Annotated in this window: 21 protein-coding genes and 1 other annotated feature; of the genes, 12 read left to right on the top strand and 9 right to left on the bottom strand. The window is 61.4% G+C overall.

Going from position 1 to position 26,323, the window contains the following annotated elements; translation table 11 throughout:
• Positions 1 to 118: 118 nt before the first annotated feature.
• The 7 genes from recD2 (at position 119) to gatB (ending at position 10,954) form a co-directional block, all read left to right on the top strand.
• The gene (gene recD2 / locus H8K20_RS08620; RefSeq protein WP_186488110.1) at positions 119 to 2,323 is read left to right on the top strand and encodes an SF1B family DNA helicase RecD2; all 2,205 of its coding nucleotides are present in this window, start codon (positions 119 to 121) and stop codon (positions 2,321 to 2,323) included.
• Between the two features lie 184 nt (positions 2,324 to 2,507).
• Positions 2,508 to 3,134 carry a phosphoribosyltransferase family protein gene (locus H8K20_RS14225; protein ID WP_186488109.1) on the top strand — a complete coding sequence of 209 codons (627 nt, stop codon included), beginning with the start codon at positions 2,508 to 2,510 and terminating at the stop codon, positions 3,132 to 3,134.
• 95 nt (positions 3,135 to 3,229) lie between these two features.
• Positions 3,230 to 4,237: a rod shape-determining protein gene (gene mreB / locus H8K20_RS08610; protein ID WP_105204887.1), complete on the top strand. Its 1,008-nt coding sequence runs from the start codon at positions 3,230 to 3,232 to the stop codon at positions 4,235 to 4,237.
• Between the two features lie 98 nt (positions 4,238 to 4,335).
• Positions 4,336 to 5,394, top strand: coding sequence for an acyltransferase family protein (locus tag H8K20_RS08605; RefSeq protein WP_207721478.1), 1,059 nt, complete (start codon positions 4,336 to 4,338; stop codon positions 5,392 to 5,394).
• Positions 5,395 to 5,551: 157 nt separating this feature from the next.
• Positions 5,552 to 5,818, top strand: a binding site (T-box leader).
• Positions 5,819 to 5,985: 167 nt separating this feature from the next.
• On the top strand, positions 5,986 to 8,082 hold the full coding sequence (gene aspS, locus H8K20_RS08600; protein ID WP_186488107.1) for an aspartate--tRNA ligase: 2,097 nt from the start codon (positions 5,986 to 5,988) through the stop codon (positions 8,080 to 8,082).
• On the top strand, positions 8,079 to 9,527 hold the full coding sequence (gene gatA, locus H8K20_RS08595; RefSeq protein ID WP_186488106.1) for an Asp-tRNA(Asn)/Glu-tRNA(Gln) amidotransferase subunit GatA: 1,449 nt from the start codon (positions 8,079 to 8,081) through the stop codon (positions 9,525 to 9,527). Before aspS ends, gatA begins: the two co-directional genes overlap by 4 nt.
• On the top strand, positions 9,524 to 10,954 hold the full coding sequence (gene gatB / locus H8K20_RS08590; RefSeq protein ID WP_475600690.1) for an Asp-tRNA(Asn)/Glu-tRNA(Gln) amidotransferase subunit GatB: 1,431 nt from the start codon (positions 9,524 to 9,526) through the stop codon (positions 10,952 to 10,954). Before gatA ends, gatB begins: the two co-directional genes overlap by 4 nt.
• Positions 10,955 to 11,143: 189 nt before the next feature.
• Here the strand turns inward: gatB and H8K20_RS08585 are convergent, their stop codons facing one another.
• Positions 11,144 to 11,800, bottom strand: coding sequence for a GNAT family N-acetyltransferase (locus tag H8K20_RS08585; RefSeq protein WP_186488105.1), 657 nt, complete (start codon positions 11,798 to 11,800; stop codon positions 11,144 to 11,146).
• Positions 11,801 to 11,802: 2 nt separating this feature from the next.
• The gene (locus H8K20_RS08580; RefSeq protein WP_186488104.1) at positions 11,803 to 12,663 is read right to left on the bottom strand and encodes a hypothetical protein; all 861 of its coding nucleotides are present in this window, start codon (positions 12,661 to 12,663) and stop codon (positions 11,803 to 11,805) included.
• A gap of 182 nt (positions 12,664 to 12,845) precedes the next feature.
• On the opposite strand from H8K20_RS08580, the gene H8K20_RS08575 reads away from it, so the two are divergent.
• From H8K20_RS08575 to H8K20_RS14315, 3 genes are all read left to right on the top strand, one after another.
• Positions 12,846 to 13,031 (top strand): spore coat protein, encoded by a 186-nt coding sequence (locus H8K20_RS08575; protein ID WP_105204881.1) that lies wholly within the window; start codon positions 12,846 to 12,848, stop codon positions 13,029 to 13,031.
• A gap of 16 nt (positions 13,032 to 13,047) precedes the next feature.
• Positions 13,048 to 13,323: a spore coat protein gene (locus H8K20_RS08570; RefSeq protein ID WP_186488103.1), complete on the top strand. Its 276-nt coding sequence runs from the start codon at positions 13,048 to 13,050 to the stop codon at positions 13,321 to 13,323.
• 2,113 nt (positions 13,324 to 15,436) lie between these two features.
• Positions 15,437 to 15,991: a GNAT family N-acetyltransferase gene (locus H8K20_RS14315; protein ID WP_186488102.1), complete on the top strand. Its 555-nt coding sequence runs from the start codon at positions 15,437 to 15,439 to the stop codon at positions 15,989 to 15,991.
• Positions 15,992 to 16,033: 42 nt separating this feature from the next.
• Here the strand turns inward: H8K20_RS14315 and H8K20_RS08560 are convergent, their stop codons facing one another.
• The 6 genes from H8K20_RS08560 to H8K20_RS08535 all read right to left on the bottom strand — a co-directional run bounded on the left by H8K20_RS08560 (position 16,034) and on the right by H8K20_RS08535 (position 23,144).
• A complete protein-coding gene (locus H8K20_RS08560) occupies positions 16,034 to 16,954 on the bottom strand; it encodes a carbohydrate kinase family protein (RefSeq protein ID WP_186488101.1) in 921 nt (306 codons plus the stop codon).
• Between the two features lie 51 nt (positions 16,955 to 17,005).
• Positions 17,006 to 18,142 carry an SIS domain-containing protein gene (locus tag H8K20_RS08555; RefSeq protein WP_186488100.1) on the bottom strand — a complete coding sequence of 379 codons (1,137 nt, stop codon included), beginning with the start codon at positions 18,140 to 18,142 and terminating at the stop codon, positions 17,006 to 17,008.
• Positions 18,143 to 18,157: 15 nt separating this feature from the next.
• A complete protein-coding gene (locus H8K20_RS08550; protein ID WP_186488099.1) occupies positions 18,158 to 19,294 on the bottom strand; it encodes an SIS domain-containing protein in 1,137 nt (378 codons plus the stop codon).
• 554 nt (positions 19,295 to 19,848) lie between these two features.
• Positions 19,849 to 20,769 (bottom strand): carbohydrate kinase family protein, encoded by a 921-nt coding sequence (locus tag H8K20_RS08545; protein WP_186488098.1) that lies wholly within the window; start codon positions 20,767 to 20,769, stop codon positions 19,849 to 19,851.
• A 92-nt stretch (positions 20,770 to 20,861) separates the two neighbouring features.
• A complete protein-coding gene (locus tag H8K20_RS08540; protein ID WP_186488097.1) occupies positions 20,862 to 21,986 on the bottom strand; it encodes an SIS domain-containing protein in 1,125 nt (374 codons plus the stop codon).
• A 15-nt stretch (positions 21,987 to 22,001) separates the two neighbouring features.
• Positions 22,002 to 23,144 (bottom strand): SIS domain-containing protein, encoded by a 1,143-nt coding sequence (locus tag H8K20_RS08535; protein ID WP_178089871.1) that lies wholly within the window; start codon positions 23,142 to 23,144, stop codon positions 22,002 to 22,004.
• Positions 23,145 to 23,520: 376 nt separating this feature from the next.
• Between H8K20_RS08535 and H8K20_RS08530 the strand changes: the two genes are divergently transcribed.
• On the top strand, positions 23,521 to 23,982 hold the full coding sequence (locus H8K20_RS08530) for a YbhB/YbcL family Raf kinase inhibitor-like protein (protein ID WP_186488096.1): 462 nt from the start codon (positions 23,521 to 23,523) through the stop codon (positions 23,980 to 23,982).
• Positions 23,983 to 24,256: 274 nt separating this feature from the next.
• Here the strand turns inward: H8K20_RS08530 and H8K20_RS08525 are convergent, their stop codons facing one another.
• A complete protein-coding gene (locus H8K20_RS08525) occupies positions 24,257 to 25,186 on the bottom strand; it encodes a mechanosensitive ion channel family protein (RefSeq protein ID WP_164998190.1) in 930 nt (309 codons plus the stop codon).
• A gap of 749 nt (positions 25,187 to 25,935) precedes the next feature.
• Here H8K20_RS08525 and H8K20_RS08520 point away from each other — a divergent pair.
• Positions 25,936 to 26,298 (top strand): OadG family protein, encoded by a 363-nt coding sequence (locus tag H8K20_RS08520; RefSeq protein WP_186488095.1) that lies wholly within the window; start codon positions 25,936 to 25,938, stop codon positions 26,296 to 26,298.
• Positions 26,299 to 26,323 lie beyond the last annotated feature (25 nt).

Raw genomic sequence — 26,323 nt, 5'->3', positions numbered from 1 at the left:
CAAAACGAACGTTTGCAAAGCGACGGCGAAATGGGTATACTGTACCTGTATGCGATGCTGTGCGGCCGCCGGTGCGGGCGGCCAAAATCTCACCTACAGCGCAGTCACAGGGGGCGCCATGGAACAACCGCTGATCCAGATCTCCGGCACCGTCGAAGGTGTCATCTATAAAAACGAAGAAAACGGCTTTGCCGTCATCGATATCGAGTATCAAGACGAACTGCTCACCGCCGTAGGAGAGTTCCCCGACGTCCATCAGGGCGAAGAGGTAGAGCTCACCGGCTGCTTTGTCAATCACCCCACTTTTGGCCGCCAGTTCAAGGCCAGTCTCTGCACCACCCGGCTGCCGGCCACCACCGGCGCGCTGCTCAAGTATCTGGCCTCCGGCGCCATCAAAGGCATTGGCCCGGTCATGGCCCGCCGTATCGTCGACGAATTTGGCGCGAACACGCTGGAGGTCATCGAGCGCGAGCCGCAGCGGCTGTGCGCCGTGCGGGGCATCACCCCCAAAAAAGCCGAGCAGATCGGCGAGGAGTACAAGCGCATCTTCGGTATCCGCACGGTCATGGCCTTCCTCACCCAGTACGGTCTCACCCCGGCCGAGAGCATCCGCGTCTGGAAGATGTGGGGCGCTATGGCCCAGGAGATCGTCACCCAAAACCCCTACCGCCTCTGCTGCGACTTTATCGGCATCTCCTTCGACCGCGCCGACGATATCGCCCGCCAGCTGCAAATGCCGCTCTCGGCGCCCGAGCGCATCCGCGCCGCTCTGGAGTTCGTGCTGCGCCACAACCTGCAAAACGGCCACACCTGCCTGCCCAAGAGCCGCCTGCTGCAGGTGGCCACAGACTATATCGCCCTCGAGGAGGAGCCGGTGGCCCAGGTGCTGGCGGCCATGCTGGAGGAAAACGATCTGGTCGAGTACATGGTCCGCGGTAAGAGCATGGTCTTTTTGCCCGATCTCTACCGGGCCGAGGGGTATATCGCCACCCGTCTGCAGATGATGACCGCGGTCATGCCCGATAGCGGCACCAAGTGGGATAAGGCCATCGCCGCCCAGGAAAAAAAGCTGGATATCACCTACGCCGACAGCCAGCGGCAGGCCATCTCCAGCGCCATGCGTCAGGGCTTTGTGGTGCTTACCGGCGGTCCCGGTACCGGCAAGACCACCACCATGGCCGCCATGATCTCGCTGTTCGAGGAAGACGGCAAAAAGGTGGCGCTGTGCGCCCCCACCGGCCGCGCCGCCAAGCGCATGACCGACCTGTGCGGATCCGAGGCCAAGACCATCCACCGCCTGCTGGAGGCCGGCTATCAAAAAGACGGCACGCTCTCTTTCTCCAAAGGGGAAGACGACCTGCTCGACTGCGACGTGCTCATTTTAGACGAGGCCTCCATGGTCGACGTGCTGCTGCTGGAGGCGCTGCTGCGAGCCATGAAACTCACCTGCAAACTGGTGCTCGTGGGTGACTACGACCAGCTGCCCTCGGTGGGGCCGGGCAACCTGCTCAAAGACATCATCGACAGCGGCTGCTTTGCCACCATCCGTCTGTCTCACATCTTTCGCCAGGCGGCCCAGAGCGCCATCGTCACCAGCGCCCACCAGATCCTCACCGGCCAACTGCCCGATCTCTCCCGCCGCGACAGCGACTTTTTCTTTCTCCGCGCCCCCGGCAAAGCCGGCGGCCTGCAGCTCATCGAGGACCTCATCGCCCGCCGCCTGCCGGCAGCCTACGGGGTCTCTGCCGGCGACATCCAGATCCTGTCCCCCGGGCGGCGGGGCCTCTGCGGCTGTGAAAACCTCAATCTGCAGCTGCGCGAGCGGCTAAACCCCCCCGCGCCGGACAAGCCCGAGATCAAGAGTATGGGCTTTTCCTTTCGGGTGGGCGATAAGGTCATGCAGACCAAAAACAACTACGATATCCTCTACAAAAAGTCCGACGGCGAAAAAGGGACCGGTATCTTCAACGGCGATATGGGCCTCATCACCCACATCGACCGCCGCGACGGTCTGGTGCAGATCCTCTTCGACGAGGAAAAGACCGCCACCTACACCGCCGACATGTTGCGCGAGATCGAGCTAGCTTACGCCGTCACCGTGCACAAGAGCCAAGGTAGCGAGTTCGATGTGGTCATTCTCTCGCTGCTCGAGCCCAATCCCAAGCTCTACTACCGCAACCTGCTGTATACTGCCGTCACCCGCGCCAAAAAGCTGCTGGTGATGGTGGGAAGTCCGCAGGCGGTGTCCATGATGGTCGAAAATAACCGCAAAACGCTGCGCTACAGCGGCCTGGGCGCCTTTATCCACGATATTATGGATTAGCAAGTGAAGTCCGTGCCGGCCACATTTTCACCGCCCGGCCTGCCGCCTATATTTTTGGGGCAGCCTACATAAAAGAGGGGAGGGGCTCGCGATCTCGCACGTCAAAAGTGTCGCCGCGGCGCTGCTGCGTTTTTTCTACCCCGATCTGTGCCCCTTTTGCGACCGACCAATCCCCGGCGGGCAGGTGATCTGCCCCGACTGCGATTTGCAAAAATCGCGGCTTTCCGATACAATAAATCAAAGGGGTATTTTCGCCTATTTTGGCCGCACACTGCCCTATGTCGAAAAAGACGTGGCCCCGTTTATCTACCGGGGAGAGGTGCAGCGGGCGCTGGGGCGGTACAAATTCTCCGGCCGCGCCGGCAGCAGTCGTGCGTTTGCCGGCTATATGGCCGCCTGCGCGCGGGCGCACCTGCCCCTGGGCGATATCGCCGCGGTAACGGCGGTGCCCATGTCGCCCCAAAAGCGCCGCCAAAAGGGGTACGACCACGCGGTGGTGCTGGCCCGGCAGTTGGCCTCTCAGCTGGGGCTGCCCTTTTGGGGCGATCTGCTCAAAAAGATCTACCCCACGGCGGCCCAGCATACTCTGCCCAAGCTGGCGCGCAGCGCCAATCTGTTGGGCGCGTTCGAGGTAAAAGACCCGCAGCGGGTGCGGGGCCGGGCGGTACTGCTGGTCGACGATATCCTCACCACCGGCGCCACTGCCGGTGAATGCGCCAAAATGCTGCGGGTGCGGGGCTGCAGACAGGTCTACCTGTGCTGTGCCGCTGCCGCGCTGCAAAAAGGGGACAAGCTCCCCGATGGCGCATAGTACCCACACGGCCCGCTTTCCCGCGGGCTGTTCACACCGCACAATAAGCGCGGGGCGGTCCCACCGCCCCCCAGTCTATAGAGGAGTTTAAGCACATGGCAAATTACGACATCGGTATCGATCTGGGTACCACCTCCATCATCATCTACGTAGTGGGCAAAGGCATCGTCAGCAAAGAGCCCTCGGTAGTGGCCGTCAACAAAAAAACAGACAGCGTGCTGGCCATCGGCCAAAAGGCGTACGAGATGGCCGGCAAGACCCCAGCCCACATCGTGGTGGAGCGCCCGCTGCAAAACGGTGTCATCTCCGATATCGACATGACCGAGGAGATCGTCAAATACTTTATCAAAAAGGTGTCCTCCTCCTATGTGGTCAAGCCCAAGGTGGCCATCTGTGTCCCCTCGGCAGTCACCAATGTCGAGGCCCGGGCCGCGGTCAATGCCGCGCTCTCCGCCGGTGCCCGCAAAACCTTTTTGGTCGAGGAGCCCATCGCCGCCGCCCTGGGCAGTGGTGTAGATATCTCGCTGCCGCGCGGCCGCATGGTGGTGGATATCGGCGGCGGCACCGCCGACATCGCCGTCATCTCTTTAAACGACGTGGTCGATTCCACCTCGGTCAAATGTGCCGGCACCCAGTTCGATGACCGCATCATCCAGTATGTGCGTCTCAACCACAAGGTGCTCATCGGCGAAAAGACCGCTGAGCGCCTCAAAAAAGAGATCGGCTCGGTCAAAAAGGTGATGGAAGATACCGAGATGGAGATCAAGGGCCGCAGCCTCGAGACCGGCCTGCCGGTCAAGATCACCGTCACCTCCGACGAGTTCATCCCCACCTTAAACGAGTTCGCCATGACGCTGGTGGTGGCTGTCAAAGGCGTGCTGGAAAAGACCCCGCCCGAGCTGGTGGGCGATATTCTGGAAGACGGTATCCTGCTCACCGGCGGCGGCAGCCTTATCAAGGGCCTGCCCGAGCTCATCTCCGGCGAGACCGGCGTGCAGTGCCGGGTGTCCGAGAACCCCATCGACTGCGTGGCTATCGGCACCGGTATGGCTCTCGACCTCATTGCCGACGGCTACTCGCTCTCCTACAGCAGCGACTATTAAAGTACAGATTTTCGTTCTCCTTTACAAAGCGTATCGAGCCCTAGAAATAGGGCTCTTTTTTATTGATTTGCGGTCACTTTTAACAAGAATGAAAATCTGTGCAAAATCAGTCGACAATGCGTTCAAAGCGGGTCTACAGTCTCGACTGCTTAAAGGCCATCTTTATACTCATGGTGGTGATCACCCACTTTTCCTTTACCGATGAACAGCGCCACCGCCTGCTGGCCCCTTTTTGGCTCGACCTGGCAGTGCCTGTGTTTATGGTCATGACCGGGTATACCTTTTTCCTCTCGGCAGAAAGAGCACAGATCAGCGGCTTTTTAAAACACTTTGACAGATCCGTTCTGGGTAAAAAACTGACCCGTGTACTGCTGCCCTACTGTATCTGCCTGGCGGCCGAGGTGCTGCTCCTCTTTTTAACGGGTGGGCTCGATGTACACGCCCTAAAAGTCTCTGCCCGCAGCGTTTTATACAGCACAGTCTTTTACGGCGGATGGGGTCCCGGCAGCTATTACCCATTGGCCTTTTTGCAGGTGCTGTTGTGTGCGCCGCTGCTCTATGTCTCTATAAAAAAGATGCCGCTGGTCGCCACCGTTTCGGGGCTGGGGCTGGCAGTGCTCTACGAGGTGTTTGCCCGCACCTATATCGACGATGCCCTCTACCGCATCCTGGGCTTTCGCCACCTGCCGTTCGTGCTGCTGGGCATGGCTCTATACATGTATGAGAAGCGGCTGCGCGCCAGCTATCTCCCGCATCTCGCCGCCGCTGTCGGGCTGCTCTTTCTGGGGGCCACTGGGTATCTCGGCTACAGCCCCAGGCTCTTTTACCGCTGGACCTCCAGGTCGCTGCCGGTCGCTTTGCTGGCGTTTGCCGTGGTGTGGTGGGCACTGCAGCACGAGTCGTTCCTGGCGCGCCACCACCGTGTTTTTAGGCCCCTGTGCGAAATCGGTCAGGCGTCGTACCACATATTTTTATCCCAAATGCTCTTTTACGGCCCGCTGCAGGCGCTGGTCCAAAAGCAGATCTGGCTGTGCAACCGGGTGGGCAACTACCGTGTCCTCCCCGCGGCGCTGCTCCTAAACTGTCTGGTGGGGTATCTGTGGTTCAGGGCAGAAAACTATCTGCTCCGCCGTTTTCGCGCCGCTCGCCCTGCATAATCTGTGCTTTCTTCACGACACACCTCCCTACCGCCGGGCGCGCCGCCGTCTATTTTTGCCAAACTTTTCTCTGTATATTGACAAATGTCCCGCGTAAGCTTATCATATGACCCATAGCCGGAGCATACCTCCGGCGCCAAATAAATATCTTTACCATACAAAAGTAACGATGGGAAGAGTAAGCCAGAATGGTAGCCACAGAGAGCTGCGGGGGGTGCGATCGCAGCGCGGATTTCTGGCCGAAGAACATCCCGGAGCTGTCAACCGAAAGCGAGAGCGAGTAGACTTGACCGCGTTTGGCGCGTTACAGCCAACAGGCATCGGCCCTCAAAAATGGCGCCCGTGCCGGATAAGGGGGCAGCTTCTCATGGGGCTGCCACATTGGGTGGTACCGCGGTGAGCACACGGGCTCGTCGTCCCAAACAGATCTGTTTGGGTCGGCGGGCTTTTTTTGTTCGCCCCGCGATCTCCGGCCCCCAGCAGTCTGTTACGGGCGCGGCGCCCGGCGCGGCAGCCCCGTCACCGCCCATCATCTCCCGCCGCCCCGGCGCTTTGTATGGCAAGCACCAAAGAGAAAGGCGTGAAGAGACAGTGAAACTAAAACGCAGCCACTACGGTGGCTCCCTTACCGAGGACCTGGTGGGCCAAACAGTCACCGCCTGCGGCTGGGTCCAAACGCGCCGCGACATGGGCGGCGTCATCTTTATCGACCTGCGCGACCGCACCGGCCTGCTACAGGTGGTGTTTGACCGCCGCGATCTCTCGGCCGCCGAGTTCGCCGTGGCCGAGCACCTGAAAAACGAGTCGGTACTCGCCGTACAGGGCCCCATCTGTATCCGCGACCCCGAGACCTACAACCCCAAGCTGCCCACCGGTACCATCGAGTTGCGCGCCACCCGGTTGGAGCTGCTCTCCACCGCCGCCACGCCGCCCTTTTTTATTGAACAGGCCGGCTCGGTGCGGGAGGATCTGCGGCTGCGCTATCGCTACCTCGATCTGCGGCGGCCGCAGCTGCAGCACAACCTGCGCTTTCGCCACCAGCTGCAGCGCGCCACCGAGAACTACCTCGACGCCCACGGCTTTTGGCAGGTCGAGACGCCCATCCTCACCAAAAGCACCCCCGAAGGCGCACGCGACTACCTGGTCCCCAGCCGGGTTCACCCCGGCGATTTCTATGCGCTGCCCCAATCGCCGCAACTGTTTAAACAGCTGCTCATGGTGGGGGGCCTCGACCGCTACTACCAGGTAGCCCGCTGTTTTCGCGATGAGGACCTGCGGGCCGACCGTCAGCCCGAATTCACCCAGGTAGATATGGAGCTCTCCTTCGTCGATCAGGAAGATATCCTCGCCCATCTCGAAGACCTGTTTAAAACTGTGGTGCAAGAGGTGACCGGCATCCGGGTCGAAAGTCCTTTTCCCCGTCTCACCTGGCAGCAGGCGATGGACCTCTACGGCAGCGATAAACCCGATCTCCGCTTTGGCCTGCCCATCACCGATATCACCGCCATCGCCGCCCAATGCCACTTCTCGGTCTTTCGCCGGGTGTGCGACGGCGGCGGGGTGGTGCGGGCCATCTGTGTCCCCGGCGGCGACGCCTTTACCCGCACTCAGATCGACCGCCTCACCACCACCGCCCGCCGCTGTGGCGCCGGCGGTATGGCCTGGATCTCCCTGCGCCCCGATGGCCAGGTCTACTCCATCCTCACCAAGTACCTCACTGCAGAGGAGATCGCCGCGATCACCGCCGCTACCGGTGCCCAAAACGGCGATTTCATCCTCTTTTGTGCCGACGATCTGGCCACCGTCCGCCGCACACTGGGCACACTGCGCCTGGCTGTCGCCGATATGCTCGGTCTGCGCCGCCCCGGCGAATACCGCTTTTTGCTGGTCACCGACTTTCCCCAGTTCGAGTACTCCGCCGAGGAAAAGCGCTGGGTCTCTACCCACCACCCGTTTACGATGCCCTGCGAGCAAGATCTGCCCTATCTGCAAAGCGATCCCGGCAGGGTACGGGCCCAGGCCTACGACGTGGTGCTCAACGGCGTCGAGCTGGGCAGCGGCTCCATGCGCATCCACCGCCCCGACATCCAGCGGCAGATGTTCACCGCGCTGGGTTTCACCCAGCAGCAGATCGAGCAGCGCTTCGGCTTTTTCGTCGAGGCCTTCCACTACGGTGCCCCGCCCCACGGCGGTTTTGCCTTTGGCCTCGACCGGCTGGCCATGCTGCTGCTGGGGGCCGGCTCACTGCGCGATGTCATCGCCTTCCCCAAATCCAAAGACGCCGCCTGTCCGCTCACCGGCGCGCCGGGCCGGGTCGATGCCGCCCAGCTCGCCGCCCTGCACCTGGAAGGTGGCCGCCCCACTGCCGGCGGCGCTCAGCCGCCGGCAGCCCCGGCGGTAGACGTAGACGCCGTCGCTGCTCTGGCCATGCTGGAGCTGACGCCCGCCGAGCGGGAGAAGGCAGCCGCCGACCTGCACGCGATGCTCGATTTTACCGGCCAGCTGGCCGCCATCGACACCGCCGGGGTCGAGCCCACCGCCCACGTGTTGCCGCTGCAGAACGTGTTTCGCCCCGACGTCCCATCCCCCGGCGATTTTCACGACCAGCTGCTGGCGATGGCCCCCACCACCTATAAAAACTATATTCGCCTGCCCGACCGCGACGAAAAAGGAGGGGCAAAAGCATGAAACAGATCACCGCGCACACCGCTGCCGAGCTGCTGGCAGCCATGGAGAAACGCGAGCTGAGCGCCCGCCAGATCACCGCCGCCTATCTCGAGCAGATAGAAAAGACGGATCGCCATATCGGCGCCTACCTCACCGTCACCGCCAAAGAGGCCCTGGCGGCTGCCGATGCCGCCGATACCGCCCGCCGCCAGGGCCGTGCCGGGTCGCTGTGCGGGCTGCCGGTAGCGGTAAAAGACAACATCTGCACCGCCGGGGTGCGCACCACCTGCGCCTCCAAAATGCTCGCCGATTTTACGCCCCCCTACAGCGCCACCGCCTTTAAAAAACTGCAGGCCGCCGGGGCGGTGCTGCTGGGCAAAACCAACATGGACGAGTTCGCCATGGGCTCCACCACCGAGAACTCCCACTTTCACCCCACCAAAAACCCGGTCGATCCCACCCGTGTGCCCGGCGGCTCCTCCGGTGGCAGCGCTGCGGCGGTGGCTTCCCGGCAGGCGCCGCTGGCCCTGGGGTCCGATACCGGCGGCTCCATCCGCCAGCCGGCCGCCTACTGCGGGGTGGTGGGGCTCAAGCCCACTTACGGCGCCGTCTCCCGCTACGGGCTGGTGGCGTTCGCTTCCTCGCTCGACCAGATCGGCCCGCTGGCTAATACGGTAGAAGATGTCGCCCTGCTCTACGACGCCATCTGCGGGCACGACCCCCGCGATGCCACTTCCGCCCCCCGCGACTACACGCCCACCCGCACCGCCCTGTGGCAAGATATAAGCGGGCTCAAGATCGCTCTCCCGCGGGAGTATTTCGGCCCCGGCCTCAGCGCGCCGGTCAAGCAGGGCATCCTGGCCGCCGCTCACCGCTTTGAGCAGCTGGGCGCCGAGATCGTAGAGACCACACTGCCCAGTCTCGACAGCGCGCTGCCGGCCTACTACGTCATCTCCTCGGCCGAGGCATCCTCCAACCTGGCCCGGTTCGACGGGGTCAAATACGGCTTTCGCGCCGCCGGCTTTACCTCCCGCGACGAGATCTATCTAAAAAGCCGCAGTCAGGGCTTTGGGGCCGAGGTCAAGCGCCGCATCCTGCTGGGTTCCTTCGTGCTCTCTGCCGGCTACTTCGACGCCTACTACAAAAAAGCCCAACAGGTGCGCACCTTGGTGGTGCAAGACTTTGCCCGCATCTTAGATACCTGTGATATGGTACTCTCGCCGGTGGCCCCCACCACCGCCTACAAGCTGGGTGAAAAGCAGGGCGACCCCATGCAGATGTACCTGGGCGACGTGTATACCGTACCGGTAAATATCGCCGGCCTGCCCGCCGTCAGCCTGCCCTGCGGCCGCGACGAACAGGGCCTGCCGGTAGGCATGCAGCTCATCGGCCGCCACTTCGGCGAGGCGCAGATCCTGCGGGCCGCCCACCACTTCGCCCAGAGCTATAGAGAGGAGAGAGCATGATGGATACGAGCTACGAGATGGTCATCGGGCTGGAGGTCCACGCCGAGCTCAAAACAGAGACCAAGATATTCTGCGACTGTCCCACCACCTTTGGCGCCGCCCCCAACACCCAGTGCTGCCCGGTCTGCACCGGTCTGCCCGGCAGTCTGCCGGTGCTCAATCAGCAGGTGGTGGCCTACGCCGTCAAAGCTGGTCTGGCCCTGAATTGCGAGATCGCCGGCTTTTCTAAACAGGATCGCAAAAACTACTTTTACCCCGACCTGCCCAAAGCCTATCAGATCTCCCAGTACGACCTGCCGCTGTGCAGCCGCGGCCATCTGGATATCCAGACCAAGTCCGGTGCCAAACGCATCGGCATCACCCGTATCCATATCGAAGAAGATGCCGGCAAACTCATCCACGACCCGGTCCAGGGCACGCTGCTCGACTGCAACCGCTGTGGTGTCCCGCTCATCGAGATCGTCTCCGAGCCGGATATCCGCTCGGCTGCGGAGGCGGTGGCCTATCTGCAAAAGCTGCGCTCGGTGCTGCTCTACACCGGTGTGTCCGACTGCAAAATGCAGGAGGGATCGCTGCGCTGCGACGTCAACCTGTCGGTGCGCCCCCAGGGGCAGAGCGCACTGGGTAAGCGCGCCGAGCTCAAAAACCTAAACTCCTTCTCCTTTATCCAAAAAGCCATCAACTACGAGTTCTGCCGCCAGGTATCTCTGCTGCAGGCAGGCGAGCCGGTGGTGCAAGAGACCCGCCGCTTCGACGAAAAAGACGGCAAGACCCACTCTATGCGCCGCAAAGAAAATGCCAACGACTACCGCTATTTTCCCGACCCCGACCTGGTGCCCATCCGGGTGGACGAGACCTGGCTGCGGCAGCTGGCCGCCGAGATACCCACTCTGCCCGATGCGCGCCGCGCCCGCTACCAGCGCGACTTTGGCCTCACCCCCTACGACGCCGAGCAGCTCACCGCCGACCGCCAGGTTGCCGACTACTTCGAGCAGGCCGCCCAGCTCACCGCCTACCCCAAGCTGCTGTGTAATCTGGTACTGAGCCAGATATTGCGCCTGCTGGGTGATGGGGAAGATAGCACCATCCCCATCGCCCCGGCCCACCTGGCCACTCTGTGCGACCTGCTGGGCAAAAAAAAGATCGGTAGCAGCACTGCCCGCCAACTGCTGCCGCGGCTGTGGAAAAAAGACGGCGACCCGGTAGCGATCATCGCCGGTGAAGACCTCTGGCAGCTGGCCGACCCGGCCCAGCTGGCCCCCTATGTCGAGCAGGTGCTTTCCGCTGACGTCCGTTCGGTGGGCGACTATAAAAGGGGAAAGAGCAGCGCGTTGCAGGCGCTGGTGGGCCGCACGATGAAAGCGACCGGCGGCCGCGGCGACCCCGCCGTCATCGCCGCGCTGCTGCGCGAGCGGTTGGCCCAGTGAGCGCGCCAATATAAAAGAGCGCACCCCAGCTCTGCCGGGGCGCGCTCCTGCTATCGCCAAATAAGTCGTTTTGCCTTCATCTGCTCACCGGGGCCGGATCGGTCGACCGGCAAAAGCGGCCGCAGCTATACGAAAAAAAGCGAGCGCCCACCCCGGGCCGGTTGGGGCAGGCGATCGCACTCCAGCCGATCAATCGTCCGGCAGGTAGCGGGATGGATTTTGCTGATACCGCTGCTGGGTGGGGGTCACCGCCTTCTTTTTAGGGGCAAAAGCGGCGTCAAAATCTTGCAGCTGCCGCGGCTCGATGGGCTGGTCAAAAACCGGTGCCTGTATTAAGCGCCCCCGTGCCCCGCTCAGCCCGCCCGGCACCAGCTCCCTGGCCAGCAGCGCCGCGTGGTAGCGCCCGTCGGCCATCGCTATACCAAACACCTTCGACACCTGGTACCCCAACCGGCTGTAGATCGCATCATCACCGGTAATAACGATGCCGCGGTAGCCCATCCCTGCCGCCAGCGCCTCGGTGCGCCGGATCAGTGCCCGCCCCACACCTTGCCGCTGCCAGCCAGGCAGCACGCTGATGGGGCCGAATGTCGCCACAGCAGTGCTGCCGTGCGCCCCGGCTATCTGCGAGCGGGTGTAGGCGATGTGCCCCACGATCTGCCCGTCCCTGTCGACAGCTACCAGGTCCAGCGCCGGCAGGTACGCGCTGCTCTGTCGCAACCGGTGTAGCAGCAGGTGCTCGCAGCACCCCGGCTGGTAGGTGTTCCAAAACGCCTCCCGCACTACCACTTCGGTCTGGCGCCAGTCTCTGGGCCGGGTCGGCCGCAGGGCAAATCCGCCGTCCATCGCTACTGTTCCCGCCCGTCGGCCGACTCGCCGCTCTCGTCCTGCCGCCGGGCCTCTTGCAGCAGCTTTTGGCAAATCAGCGCCAGTTCCATCTTGCCGCCCAGCTCCGTTACACAGGCGAACTGCTCACCGGCCGCCGTCAGGTCACCCATCTCCAGGTAGGCCCGCCCCACATAATAGCCGGCGCACACCTGCCCGTATGGGGTGCGCTGCTTTTGGCCGCGCATCTGGGCAATGTAGGTGTCATATTTGCCCTTTAAAAAAGTCAGGGTCCGCCGCAGCCGGTGGATCTGCTCCTTTTTCTGGGCATCTACCTTTTTATCCCTCTCGCTCTTCCAGCGGTTTAGGGTATCCAGCACCGCCCGCACCGTGTCGGCGTCGCCGTCATCGGTGGCGATATGGGCCTGTACCGTACAAAAATTCAGGTAGTTCTGCGACGAGAAGGGGCCATTTTGCACCAGTTCCAACACCTGCTCTGCCAGCTCGCGAGCCCCCATCAGGTGCAGGTTGCGGGCCAGATCGATACACCCGGCGGTGTGCGCCCCTTTCCAAAATGCCTTTTGGCAGGTAATAAAGGCAGTGGCCGCCATGGCCGGGTCGCACTGCTGTAACAGGCAGTCCTGCAGCAGCGCCATCGAGCGGTCCTGCTCCAGCCGCAGCAGCACCGCCCCGGCCGCCAACAGCAGCACCCCGGCAATAATGCCCCAAAAGCCAAAACGGCTCACCAGCAGCACGCCCACCAGCAGCATCAGCAGGTAGCAGCCCCGCATCAGCTGGTGCCGCCTTTTTATCTGCCGCCCCAACTGCTGGCCGTCCGGGTCGGGGGCGTATTGCTTTAAAAATGCATCGACGATCTCATTCATGCGGTGTTCTCCCATCGTAGAAACAGTGGTTTTCCTGCGGTTTTCGTAAAAAGTATAACACAAAAACCCGCCGCCGTAAAATATGCCGATACCCGGCCCGCAGCCGACAGCTTTTTTTGAATATCCCGCTGCGGTGCGGTGTACACTACTAAGGCAACGTTTAAAAAAGGGGGAAAACCACCGTGAACACCATAACCGAAAAAGAGCTCTCCGGCATTGAGGACTGCCTCACCGAAGAGCGCATCCTCATCCAAAAATACCAGATGTATGCCTCTATCTGCCAAGACGCCCAGATCAAGCAAAAATGTGAGCAGATAGCCGCCAAACACCAAAACCACTACGACAAGCTGCTCAATCAGCTGCAGTAAAAAGGAGGCATCTAGAATGAATACCATAGACGATCAAGCCATACTCACCGATATGCTCTCCTCGCAAAAGCACATCACCGCCCAGTATAATACCTTTGCCTGCGAATGTGCCGGCAAAGAGATAAAGAGCGTGATGATGAGCCTGCTACAAGATGAACACCAGATCCAAATGGAAGTGTTCGAGGAGATGCAAAAGCGCGGCTGGTATCCCACTCCCGCCGCCAAGGCCGACAAGATCAACCAGGCCAAACAAAAAGCCACGCAGGAAAACCCGGCCAACGCCCAGCAGTAGTACCGGCCATGCACCCCCAATAAAAGCAGAGCAGCGGTTCATCCGGCCCGCCGCTCTGCTTTTTTTGTGCCCGCAACCATCACGCGCCAGCTCCGGGCGTAGTACGTTCCCCATACACCATCAATATAGCTACATCCCCACCTGTAAAAGTCATCTGCCCGCAGCGCCCCGCCCCACACCGGTGCCGACACCGGTACGGGCACCACCCCCAATACAAGAGGAGAGACCATCCCCATCTCTCAAAGCCAGATGGCGGCGCAGCACCACCCCTCTATATTTGCCCCCACAAATATCCCGCACCAACCAGCCCCAAGTGCAGTATACCGCCCCCATACACCACCAATATAGCCCCACCTCTACCTATAAAAGCCAACTGCCCGCATCGCCACCCCTGTACCGGCCTGCTCGCTCGCCCCGCCCCACACCGGTGCCGACACCAGTACGGGCACCGCCTCCAATACAAGAGGGGAAACCGTCCCCATCCCTCAAAGCCAGATGGCGGCGTATCACCACCCCTCTATATTTGCCCCCACAACCATCCCGCGCCAGCCAGCCCCAAGTGCAGTATACCGCCCCCATACACCACCAATATAGCTACATCTCCCCCTATAAAAGCCAATTGCCCGCATCGCCACCCCTGTACCGGCCTGCTCGCTGGCCCTGTTCTGTACTGGTGCCGACACCAGTACAGGCACCGCCCCCAATACAAGAGGGGAGACCGACCCCATCCCTCAAAGCCGGATGGCGGCGCACCACCACTCCATATTTGCGCCCGCAAGCACCCCACGCCAGCCAGCCCCAAGTGCAGTATGCCGCCCCCATACACCACCAATAACTACATAAAAGCCAGTTGTCCGCATCTCCATCACCTGCCCCGCCCCGCTCGCCCCGCCCCACACCGGTGCCGACACCAGTACGGGCACCGCTCCCAATACAATAGGGGAGACCATCCCCATCCCTCAAAGCCAGATCGCGGCGCAGCACCACCCCTCTATATTTGCCCCCACAACCATCCCGCGCCAGCCAGCCCCAAGTGCAGTATGCCGCCCCTATACACCACCAATAGCCACACAAAAGCCAGTTGTCCGCATTGCCGCCCCTGTACCGTCCTACTCGCTAACCCCGCCCCGCGCTGATGTCTACACCAGTACGGGCGCCACCTCCAATACAAAAGGGGAGACCATCCCCATCCCTCAAAGCCAGATAGCGGCGCACCACCACTCCATATTTGCGCCCGCAAGCACCCCGCGCCAACCAGCCCCAAGTGTAGTATACCGCCCCCATACACCACCAATATAGCTCCACCTCCCCTATAAAAGCCAACTGCCCGCAGTGCCAATCCCTGCACCGTCCCGCCCCGCTCACTCGATCCGTCCTGCACCAATATCGGCACTGGTATAGACACCGATACCAATATCAATATCAATACAAAAGGAGAGACCATCCCCATCCCTCAAAGCCAGATCACGGTACGGTGCTGCCACAGGCTCTCCATTTGCAACTCACCATCTCCGGCAGTCTCTCTGTTTCCCCAAGCATCTCCCCCAAACTACGCTCTCGCATGGGGGCCGCCCGGCACCCCAAGGCTCACCACCCGCCCCAGGGGCTTACCGCCCTATCGCCAGCTGCCCCGTCATTTTCCTGCATTTTCTGCGATCGCCCCCCAAAAGCAGCCGTCAACCAGCACCGCTCCGGTCCGGGCCGTCGTCTTTTTCAGCAATCCACTTAGCCGTCCCCTCTCTACCACCCCGTACCCAAATGCCGTCGGGCAGGGCACCTGTCCGCGCATACCGCCCCGCCGCACAGAGAAAGAGAAGGGGAGAGCCGCCGCCCCCCACTGCCCGGTTGTTCGGTACTGCCAGGCCCAGCCGACATGCCGTCTATGCGGTCAAAAGTACGGCGGTTCTCTTTTTTCCGGCAGCATCCTTCGGAGACTGACAAAATTTGTATTTTGTTCCAAAAATATACAAATTGTATATTTTGCGAGGCCTTTTCAGCCGCTCTATCAGGAAAGAGCTCCCGGTACGACTATTTTATCGCTGCCGGTGTCCCTTAAAAATGTGGGGCTTGCCCTGTTGCGCCACCCGCTCCGCAAGCGCAAGACGCTGCCGCTGTGCGGCCCACCAGCGCTGTGCCAGCGCCCAAACTGATTTTATGGCCCCCCAGACGAGATAGGCGTTGCTCCCGCGCAGCACGCCAGTCATCTGGCCGCACTGCTGTGCCATCCCCGCCAGGTCGGGCTGGCCGCCTTTGTCGACGACCAGCTGGTGACTGCCGGTGGGGTGGCCCCAGCCTCCCTACGGCAAAATATCGCCATTGGGCGGTATTTGGTATCTCTGTCCAGCAGCGCTGCTGGGGCCTCGGCCTGGACAGTATCATGCGCGATGCGCTGCTGTCTGCCGCCCGCAGCATGGGCTATACGCAGCTCGAGCTGGAAGTCGATGCCCGCAACGGGCGCGGTCTGGCCCTGTATCAAAAATTTGGTTTTTCTCTACGGTACCCGCCCCGTGACCACCTGCTACCGCGGTACCGCCGTGTCCGCCCACCTGGTGGTCCGTCCCCTGCGATGCGCCTACACTGCCACACCGCTTTAAAAAAGAAAGAGCAGACCGATCGGCCTGCTCTCTCTTTAAAAGTTAATGCGCAGTGGCAGTGGCGGCGGGAGTAATCTCGCACCACCGCTCGCCGGTCTGGTACCGGCTCAAAGCACTCACTGGCCGCTGTACTGCCGGTACAGATCCTCGGCCATGCGGCGGGCTTTTTGGCGCAGCGCCGCATCCATCACCGGCATGGGGCCAAACTGCTGCGCGTTCAGGCAAGAGGTCACGTTGCCCATGATCGCGCACATCAGCGGGTCCTCTCCCTCGCACATGGCATAAAAAGCCGCCGCTGTCGACGAGTTGCCGCAACCGGTAGGGTCTATGTCGTGTTTCCCGCGCACAATGGGCACGAACCACGCCTTGTCGGGCATCACCATGTAGCTGCCCTTGGTGCCCACCCTAAAAAAGCAGGGCTTGCCGGTACGCTGTATGGCGGCGATGCACGCCTCCTCCGTGTCCAGTGAAAACAGGTCCTTGGCTTCCGGCAGGTTCACCGAAAAAATATCCACATACTCTAAACAGGCCATCACGTTTTCGTAGTCCTCGGCCTTGCAGTGGTGGGAGTTCACCTCCAGCATCACTTTAAAGCCGTACTTCTCCCGCATGCGCCCGATCTTGCGAAACTCCACCGGGTTGGCGTTGGCCACCATCGACAGGCCTTTCAGGTCGCCGGCCAGCGGCTCTATCTGCTCGGGGTGGCTCACCAGGTACATGCTATGGCTGTCCCCCTCCGGGTAGATCGAGTGCTCGTTAAAGCGCCCGTCGGGCTCATAGTTCACCTGGTTGTAGCCACAGTGCTTGTGGCACAGGTTCAGCCCGGTGCGGGGTATGTGGTTGCCATCCCACCAGGGAGCGATCAGCGTCTCAAAATCCTCACCGATGTTGCCCACCATCAAGCAGTCGTCGGTCCACAGCCGAATGCCCGATAGCGCATACAGCCCGCCGCCGCCCAGCAGCCCCTCTTTGGTGCTGCCGTCGGTGTAGCGAATGTCATTGAGGATGATCGCCCCGGTCACCGCATATTTTTTCATCTCGCTGTTACCTCCTCACGCCCAACTGTCCGTCAGCGGTCCATCGCCAGCTCACTTGTTCCAGGGCCGGGCAAAACCGCGAAAGAACTGCTCGCCGCTCAGCACGGTCATGTAGCTGGCCAGCAGCGACAGCGCCAAGTAGTTGGCCGCCGGCGCCAACCAGGATACCGGAGCCTCGGGCAGGCTGATGACATGCAGCTCCTGGGGCTCGATGCGCTCGGCCGGCAGGTCAGTCACCACTACGCCTTTGCGCCCAAGGTACGCCACCACCGGCAGCTGTTCCAGCTGCCGCGATAGAGACGGCGAACTCTTGCTGATGACCGAGAAGGTGGCCATGTGCCGGGTGTCTTTGATAAAGTGGTTCACGTGCTCCCAGTTCTCCGAGTCATCGTACACCGTAAAAGCGCCAAAGCCCTCGGCAAATTTGCAGCTGCCAAAGTAGGCGGTGGCAAAGTCGGCGTCGTCGCCCACAAAGTCAAAGCCGTCGCACCCCATCAGTTCCTGCGCCAGCACAAACAGGTCGTCGGCCTGCTCCTGGCAGCGCTCGCCGCAGGCCGCGCAGTAGGCCTTGGCGTCCTCTCTATAGCCCTCAGCCTGTTCTTGGGTAATGGTCCCGGCGGCCAGTGCCAGCCCCACCCCGGTAAAGATCACGCCCAGGCAGGATATCGCGTAGCTCAACACGCTGGGGGCGGGCGCGCCCGGCTCGGCGCTCACTTCTGGCTGGGGCAGCGCCACGGCACGGTCGCAGTCCCTGCTCAGCGGGCTGTCGGTACCGCCGGTCAGGCCGATGGTAAAAGCGCCGCAGCTCTTGGCGCGCGCCATACCGTCCAGCACCCGCTGGGTGGTGCCCGAAACGCTGATGCCCATGGCCAACACCCCTCTTTTCAGCCGAAAGGCGGCTACATGCCCGGCCAGGTCACTGGCCCGTACCGGGTGCACCGTGCAGCCCGGCAGCAGTGCCCGCAGCGCCGGGGCGGCGGCCATACTGGCGCCGTACGAGTCGCCGCAGCCGGTCACATACACCGCCTCCGGCCGCACCAGCGCGGCGTCCTGGGCCGCCATGTCGGCAGCGACCTTGACCGCCCGGGCATATATCTCATCTATGTAGCCGGGCACGAGCACGGCAAAATCTTTTACCTGTTTAGAAAGAGCGTTCTGCTCACAGTCATTTCTGGTGATAGTTGCCACTTTGTTCCCCTCCTCTTACAGTACTTCGATGTGGCTCTTGCGCAGCCGGTCACCGTTGTCCCACGGGTGTTGTTTGTTGCGGTAAGGCGCCAGCATATCCGGCTCCAGCGCGTGTGGGTACGAGGCCAGCAGCGTCAGCGGAATGTGCAAAAAACCGGCCGCCATCCACGGATAAGGGGCGCGGGGCATAGTGCAGACTACCGCTTCCGGGGGAAACAGTTCCCGCTCGGCGTCGGTGGCTATGACCGGTATGCGCCCCATCTCACACAGCACGCGGGCGGTCCTTATGGCCTGCTGCAGCGTGGGCGAGTCGGCGCTCACCGCCATCGCGGTGCCGATCTTGTCCAGTTCGCGGTGAAAGTAGCCCACGTGGTTAAAGTTTTCGGTGTCGTCCCAGTGGGCCATGCGCCCCACCGACTCGGGGAATTTAAAGCCCGCAAACAGCGCCGCACCGTAGTCGCCGCCGTCGCCCAACATCGCGTAGCGGTCAAATTTAGACCAGGTCTCCATGTAGCCGAAAACCGTCTCGTCGATCGCATCGGCCACCGCGGCAAAGTCGCTGGTCCCGTAGCGGTACAGCGCGTCGCGCACCGCCTGGTACTCGGCGCCGTCTATCTTTTTCTGGGTCTCGGCCAGCTTGGCCGCCAGGTAAAATAGTCCCACGCAAGAGGCGGTGTAGGCGATCACCTTGGGCGTGCCGGTGGTGTCGGGCAGCTCTTTTAACTGCAAGATGCTATCGCATTCTCTGGCCAGCGGCGAATCGGGGTTCGAGGTGAACGCCACGGTAAAAGCGCCGTGGGCCTTGGCGTGCCGGGCAGATTCTATCACTCGTGAGGGCCCGCCCGATATGCTGTTTAGCACCACCAGCGCCCCATCAAATTCGGCGGGGGTGGTGTAGCGGCCGCAGTACAGAGCCGAGATGCCCTGCGCCGGCAGCTGGCACAGCTGCTCAAAAGCGGGGTAGGTGGCGACGCCGCTGGCAAACGAGTCACCGCAGCCCGACAAGATCACCTGCTTAATGCTGCTGGGGTCGGCCGGCAGGGCCGCCCGCAGCGCCTCATCCGTAAAGCTCGCCTCCATAATGGGCGCCAGCATGGTGGGCGTCTCAACGGCCTGCCGCACCATAGGGCTGTGGTAGTCTAAACGATTCATAGATAGAACCTCCTTTGTCTCACATGTGTGTCCCGAATGATTTTAGTATAGCACGAAAGCTGTGTTTTGTGTGATTGCACAAAAAAGATTGTTAAATACAGCAAATAAAAGACTTTTTAACGGTCCTATTCGACGCTGCTTTGTGCAAAAAGTAAAAATAACACCATAAATATAGAAGTTAAATAACGGTATCTATAAATCATTTATATATAAACTATCAATTGACGAATAGACGCTTTATGGCTTTTATATCACAAAAAAATATGCAAATACACAAATGGTCTCTATCAAGGCAAAATAGGGGACCCATCCGCCCTGTACGGCGCTCGCCCCGCTGCGGCGTTATTCTGGCTCCGCCTAACAGTCGTGTCGTTAACCCCTGCACGCTGCCGCTCCCGCAAAGCAGCGCGCGATCACGCCTGCCGCCCATCTGCGCGCCCCCAGCTCCACTGCGCAAAAAAAGAGAGCAGACCCAGCGGTCCACTCTCTTTTTATTTCCAGGTCACTTACCGGTCCGCGCTTTTGCAGGCCGCTCTCGCCGCCCGCTCAAAGCACTACTGGCCGCTGTACTGCCGGTACAGGTCCTCGGCCATCTGGCGGGCCTTTTGGCGCAGCGCCGCATCCATCACCGGCATGGGGCCAAACTGCTGCGCGTTCAGGCAGGAGGTCACGTTGCCTATGATCGCGCACATCAGCGGGTCCTCTCCCTCGCACATGGCAAAGAAAGCCGCCGCTGTCGACGAGTTGCCGCAGCCGGTGGGATCTATGTCGTGCTCGCCGCGCACAATGGGCACGAACCACGCCTTGTCGGGCATCACCATGTAGCTGCCCTTGATGCCCACTCTAAAAAAGCAGGGCTTGCCGATCTTCTGCATGGCGGCGATACATCCCTCTTCGGTCTCCTGCGAAAAGATATCTTTGGCCTCCGGCAGGTTTACCGAGTAGATGTCCACATGCTGCAGGCACTCCAGAATATCGTCTAAAAACTCGGCCTTACAGTTGCCGGTATTGATCTCAAACATCACCTTAAAGCCGTACTTCTCCCGCATGCGCCCGATCTTGCGAAACTCCACCGGGTTGGCGCTGGCCACCATCGACAAGCCCTTCAGGTCACCGGCCACCGGCTCTATCTGCTCGGGGTGGGTCACCATGTACATGTTGTGGGCGCTGCCCTCGGGGTAGATAGAGTGCTCGAAAAAGCGGCCGTCGGGCTCGTAGTTCACCTGGTTGTACACGCAGTGCCTGTGGCACAGGTTCAGCCCGGTGCGGGGTATGTGGTTGCCGTCCCACCAGGGGGCCACCAGCGTCTCAAAGTCCTCGCCGATATCGCCCACAAAGTGGCACTGGTCGGTCCACAGTCGAATGCCCGATAGCGCATACAGCCCGCCGCCACCCAGCAGCCCCTCTTTGGTGCTGCCGTCGGCGTACTTGATGTTGTTGAGCATGATGGAACCGGTCACGGCATAATTTTTCATCTCGATCCCTCCAGTATCAGTGCACGGGGGAGCACATGCATATATGCGCATGCGCACATTTGCACACATCCCCCGCCGGGCATTGCGGTCTGTTATTTGCCCCAGGGGCCGGCAAAACCGCGGAAGAACGGCTCGCCGTCGAGCACGGTCATGTAGCTGGCCAGCAGCGACAGCGCCAGGTAGTTGGCCGCCGGCGCCAACCAGGATACCGGAGCCTCGGGCAGGCTGATGATGTGCAGCCCTTTTTGCGCGATGCTCTCAGCCGGCAGGTCGGTCACCACTACGCCTTTGCGCTCCAAATGCTCCACCACCGGCAGCAGCTCCAGCTGCCGCGAAAGCGACGGCGAGGACTTGCTGATAACGGCAAAGGTGGCCATGTGGTGGGTATCCTTGATAAAGTAGTTGACGTGCTCCCAGTTCTCCGAGTCGTCGTATACCGTAAAGGGGCCAAAGCCCTCGGCGAACTTGCAGCTGCCAAAATAGGCGGTGGCAAAGTCGGCGTCGTCGCCCACAAAGTCAAAGCCGTCGCAATCCTGCAGCTCCTGCGCCAAGGCAAAAATGTCGTCGGCCTGCTCCTGGCACAGGTCGCCGCAGGCCACGCAGTAGGCCTTGGCGTCCTCTCTATAGCCCTCGGCCTGCTCTTTGGTAATGGTTCCGGCAGCCAGTGCCAGCCCCACCCCGGTAAAGATCATGCCCAGGCAGGATACCGCATAGCTCAGCACGCTGGGGGTGGGCGACACAACCTCCGGTTTGGGCAGCGCCACTACACTGTCACAGGCCTTGCCCAGCGGGGTGGTGGCATTGCCGGTCAGAGCGATGGTAAAGACCCCGCTCCCCTTAGCGCGCACCATGCCGTCGAGCACCCGCTGTGCGGTGCCCGAGGCGCTGATACCCATGGCCAGCACCCCTTTTTTCAGCATGAACGACGGAATCTGACCGGCCAGATCATTGGCCCGCACCGGGTGTACCGTGCAGCCCGGCAGCAGTGCCCGCAGCGCCGGGGCGGCGGCCATGCTGGCGCAGTACGAGTCGCCGCAGCCGGTCACGTACACGTCGCTGGGGCGCACCAAAGCGCTGTCTTTCTCAGCGATCTTGGCGGCGGCGTCCACCGCTGCCGCGTACATCTCATCTATGTAGCCGGGCACGAGCGCGGCGAAATCCTTTACCTGTTTAGAAAGAGCGTTCTGCTCACAGTCGTTTCTGGTGATAGTTGCCACTTTGTTCCCCTCCTCTTACAGCACTTCGATGTGGCTGTCCTGCAGCCGGCTGATGTTGGCGTTGTCCCATACGCCCTGCTTTTTGCGGTAAGGCGCCAGCATATCCGGCTCCAGCGCGTGCGGGTACGAGGCCAGCAGCGACAGCGGGATGTGCAAGAACCCGGCCGCCATCCACGGGTAAGAAGCCTTGGGCATAGTGCAGACCACCGCCTCTTTGGGGAACAGCTCCCGGTCGGCGTCGGTGGCGATGACCACCATACGGCCCAGCTGGCACAGCGTCTCGGCGGTCTTTACCGCCCGCTGCAGCGTGGGCGAGTCGGCGCTGATGGCCATGGCCGTGCCGATCTTGTCTAGCTCGCGGTGGAAGTAGCCCACGTGGTTAAAGTTTTCGGTGTCGTCCCAGTTGGCCATGCGGCCCACTGACTCGGGGTACTTAAAGCCCGAGAACAGCGCCGCGCCGTAGTCGCCGCCGTCGCCCAGCATCGTATAGCGGTCAAATTTGGCCCACTTGTCCATGCAGCCAAAAACCGTCTCGTCTATCTCGTCGATGACCTCGGCCAGATCGCTGGTGCCGTAGCGGTACAGCGCGTGGCGGATGTCCTGATACTCCTCATCGTCGATCTTGCCCTGGGCCTGGGCCAGCTTGGCCGCCAGGTAAAACTGCCCCACGCAGGAGGCGGTGTAGGCGATCACCTTGGGGGTGCCGGGCATGTAGGGCATGTCCTTGAGCTGCAAAACGCTGTCGCACTCTTTGCCCAGCGGCGACTCGGGGTCGCCGGTCAGCGCCACGGTAAAAGCGCCGTGGGCCTTGGCGTGGCGGGCGCTCTCCACCACCCGCGAAACACCGCCCGAGATGCTGTTTAAGATCACCAGCGCCCCGTCGAGCTCGGCGGGGGTGGTGTAGCGGCCGCAATACAGGGCCGAGATGCCCTGCGCCGGCAGCTGGCACAGCTGTGCAAAAGCGGGGTAGGTGGCGGCGCCGCTGGCAAACGAGTCGCCGCAGCCCGACAGGATCACCTGCTTGATGCTGCTGGGATCGGCCGGCAGCGCTGCGCGCAGGGCCTCATCAGAAAAGCTCGCCTCAATAATGGGTGGCAGCATGGTCGGGGTCTCAACGGCCTGCTGCACCATAGGGCTGTGATAGTCTAAACGGTTCATAAAAAAACGGCCTCCTTTGTTGTGCGTACTCGAAACATGTTCAGTATAGCACCAAAAAATGCCCCTGTATAGTTGCATAAAAAAGATTGGCGAACACCACAAAAAAGAGACTTTTTACCCAAGGCAAACGGCGAAGATTTTGTGCAAAGGGTTAAAATTGGCCGGATATTTTGGGCACCTCGCAGACAGACACCGTCCAAAACACCGGTGTTTTGCGGTGCTTTTTGGCAGTCTCTCTATTTTTCCACCGCCGGCGCTGTGCAGCCCGTCACCCCTGTAGAGCGCGGCGTTTGCCCCCGCCTGCCGGCCGTGTTACACTGTGTATGGGGCCGCCGTCAGGCCGCCTTACACACCGGTACTATAAAAAGGAGCGCCTATGTCTTCACTCACCGTCACCTCGCCCAGTTTCGCAAACGGGGGCCAGATCCCCCTGCTGCACACCGGCTTTGGGGCCGACTGCTCGCCCCAGCTCGAGCTGTCCGGCCTCAGCAGTCAGGCCGTCTCGCTGGCCGTCGTGCTGTGCGATATGGATCACCCCATCCCCGCCTACCCCCACTGGCTCATCTGGGATCTCCCCGCCGCCCTGGTCATCCCCGGCAATATCCCGCCCGGCGCCGCGCTGCCCGCCCTGGGCGGCGCAGTGCAGGGGGTAGCCTACGGCAAAAATCGCTACCGCGGGCCCAAACCGCCTTTTCACTGGTCGCACCGCTATCACTTTACCGTGTACGCGCTCGACTGCCGGCTCTCCCTGCCGCCCACTACCCGCCGCCGCCAACTGCTGGCGGCCATGCAGGGGCATATCCTGCAGCAGGGCCAGCTCGCCGGCCACTACCGCTGATCTGGCCGCGATCTATCTATATAAGGAACGAACACGCTTCGCCCCCGGGTCCCGTCCCCCAAAAAGTTATCGCCTGCCGCACCCCGTGCTGCAAGGTATCACCGCCGTCCATACGCCTGTCCGGCCACACCACCGCGAAAATAGATACCTCGCCTAACAGTGCCCAGCAGTGCCCAACAAAAGAGAGCGGACAGTGCCCCTATTTGGGCGCTCGTCCGCTCTCTTTTATAAGTGTTCGTGTTCCCCCAGACAAGGCAGCGGTCCCGCCTGACGCCTAAGGGGCCAGCCGCTTTTTCACGGTGCCGGCGCTATCGTCCAGCGCGATCTGCAGCTGTCCTTTTCCCAGGTGCAGTCCGGCGCTGTCAAAAGCGGTCTTGATGTGCTCCAGCAGGTCGTATTTCAGCGGGTACAGGTCGTCCGGCGCCGCCCATACCCGCAGCAAAATATTTAGGCTGGTGTCGCCGTACTCGCCCACCCGTATCAGCGGGGCGGGGTCTTTGTAGGCCTTTTCATCGGCGTACACGATCTGGTGCAGCAGGTCTTTGGCCAGCTGGTAGTCGTCGTCGTAGCGGATGGGGATGCGCAGATCCAGCATGCGCATGGTCTCCGAGGAGCAGTTGATGATCTTCGAGGAGGAGACCTGGCTGTTGGGCAGATAGATACCGCGGTTGTCGATGGTCGAGAGCTTGGTATACACGATGCCGATCTCCTGCACCGTGCCGCTGATGCCGTCCAGCTCCACAAAGTCACCCACCGCAAACGGCTTGGCAAACAGGATCTGCAGCCCGCCGGCCACATCGGTCAGGCTGTCCTTTACCGCCAGCGAGATCGCCAGTCCGGCCACGCTGAACACCGCCAAAAAGCTCGACAGGTCAATGCCCAGCGAGCCGCCGGCCGTAAACAGGATGAGCAGCCAGAACACCAGCTTGATGGCCGAGACGAAAAAGCGGTGAAACGAAGGCTGCAATTTCGAGCGCTGCAGCACTTTTTCAAAGAACGACAGCGCCACCTTCATCACGATATAGCCGACGACGATGATGGCCAGCGCGGTCAAGATAGCCGGCAGGTGCTCCTTTAAAAAGCGAAACAGGCTGTCGGCGGTCACCGCCCCGCTCGGGTCCTTGATCTCCTCCGGTATCTCCAGCGCGCTCGAAGAAGACGAGCCCGACGAAGTCGCCGCCAACATATACAGCAAACGCGTCACGATAGTCACCTCTTTTAAAATACAGCGGTGCCGCTCGCCCCGCGGCCCACCCGATTTTTCCTTACAGTACCACATTTTTACCCGCAGGGCAACCCGGCCGGTCCCACATTATCGGCCGGCCGGGGCAGGGGAGGAGCACCCCGCTCCTTGCCCGTCTCTCGCCGCCCGATATCCCCCAAAACGCGGTGGCACTGCCCCCGGCTCACACAAACACCTCACGTCCCCACTCTATAGCCGCCACCGGCCATGCATCGGGCCCAGAGCAGGGGAGACCCCCGCCCTCTGTGCGCCCCACCGTCCGCCGCACCCGGTACCTGTCCACCCAAACTCCCGCCGTGCCGCACCCGGTGCCCCCCTCAAAATGAAAAGCCGTGCCGCCCCGCTGCCCCCCAAAAACGCTTTCCAACACCACCTCTACACCACCCCAACACCACCCCAACACCACCCCAACACCACCCCAACACCACCCCAACATTTCCCCAACATCTGCCCCCACATCGCCGCCCGCCATCTTGCGGCCGCGGCAGCGCCCCCCACCGTTCGCCCCCAACTCCTGACCCTTTTTTTCTAAAAAAGCATACCGATTGCACAAGCCGTACCCACCGCGTTTGTTCAAATAATCTTTATCGCCCGTACAAAAACTGTTCACGAGTCATTGTAAAAGCAAAAAAAATGCGCTATAATATGGTGGATTGGAATGGGGGCTGCTTTTCCCCTTTCATATATTACAAGGTTAAGGAGATAGAGAGATGGAATTTGCACTACTCGTAACGATCACCGGTATGGTCGTCGTGTTCGCTGCGCTGATATTCCTCACCCTGTGCATCTGGCTGCTGGGCAAGATCGTGGGTAGTATCGGCGGAGGGTCCAAAAAAGACGCGGCGCCCGCCCCGCAAAAACCGGCTGCCCCCGCCGCCAAACCTGCCGCCCCGGTACAGCAGGCGGCCGCAAGCGACGGCGTTCCCGAAGGGGTCGTCGCCGCCATTTCCGCCGCCGTGGCCATGATGATGGGCGGCAAGCCCTTCAAGGTCAAGAGCATCCGCCGCCAGAAATCCGGCCGCCGCCCGGCCTGGAGCACTGCAGGCATCATCGAGAACACCCGCCCCTTTTAAAATCTATCTAAAGAGAGAGGAAATG

Origin of the sequence: Neobittarella massiliensis (ex Bilen et al. 2018), assembly GCF_014269355.1 — a bacterium.
Classification (GTDB): Bacteria; Bacillota; Clostridia; order Oscillospirales; family Ruminococcaceae; genus Neobittarella; species Neobittarella massiliensis.
This window is presented reverse-complemented; position numbering and strand designations above follow the sequence as displayed.

Bases quoted from the DNA above. Each gene is read 5' to 3' on its own strand.
- recD2 (WP_186488110.1), top strand. From the start codon at position 119: ATGGAACAACCGCTGATCCAGATCTCCGGCACCGTCGAAGGTGTCATC.
- mreB (WP_105204887.1), top strand. From the start codon at position 3,230: ATGGCAAATTACGACATCGGTATCGATCTGGGTACCACCTCCATCATC.
- gatA (WP_186488106.1), top strand. From the start codon at position 8,079: ATGAAACAGATCACCGCGCACACCGCTGCCGAGCTGCTGGCAGCCATG.
- gatB (WP_475600690.1), top strand. From the start codon at position 9,524: ATGATGGATACGAGCTACGAGATGGTCATCGGGCTGGAGGTCCACGCC.
- H8K20_RS08585 (WP_186488105.1), bottom strand. From the start codon at position 11,800: ATGGACGGCGGATTTGCCCTGCGGCCGACCCGGCCCAGAGACTGGCGC.
- H8K20_RS08580 (WP_186488104.1), bottom strand. From the start codon at position 12,663: ATGAATGAGATCGTCGATGCATTTTTAAAGCAATACGCCCCCGACCCG.
- H8K20_RS08570 (WP_186488103.1), top strand. From the start codon at position 13,048: ATGAATACCATAGACGATCAAGCCATACTCACCGATATGCTCTCCTCG.
- H8K20_RS08560 (WP_186488101.1), bottom strand. From the start codon at position 16,954: ATGAAAAAATATGCGGTGACCGGGGCGATCATCCTCAATGACATTCGC.
- H8K20_RS08550 (WP_186488099.1), bottom strand. From the start codon at position 19,294: ATGAATCGTTTAGACTACCACAGCCCTATGGTGCGGCAGGCCGTTGAG.
- H8K20_RS08545 (WP_186488098.1), bottom strand. From the start codon at position 20,769: ATGAAAAATTATGCCGTGACCGGTTCCATCATGCTCAACAACATCAAG.
- H8K20_RS08535 (WP_178089871.1), bottom strand. From the start codon at position 23,144: ATGAACCGTTTAGACTATCACAGCCCTATGGTGCAGCAGGCCGTTGAG.
- H8K20_RS08530 (WP_186488096.1), top strand. From the start codon at position 23,521: ATGTCTTCACTCACCGTCACCTCGCCCAGTTTCGCAAACGGGGGCCAG.
- H8K20_RS08520 (WP_186488095.1), top strand. From the start codon at position 25,936: ATGGAATTTGCACTACTCGTAACGATCACCGGTATGGTCGTCGTGTTC.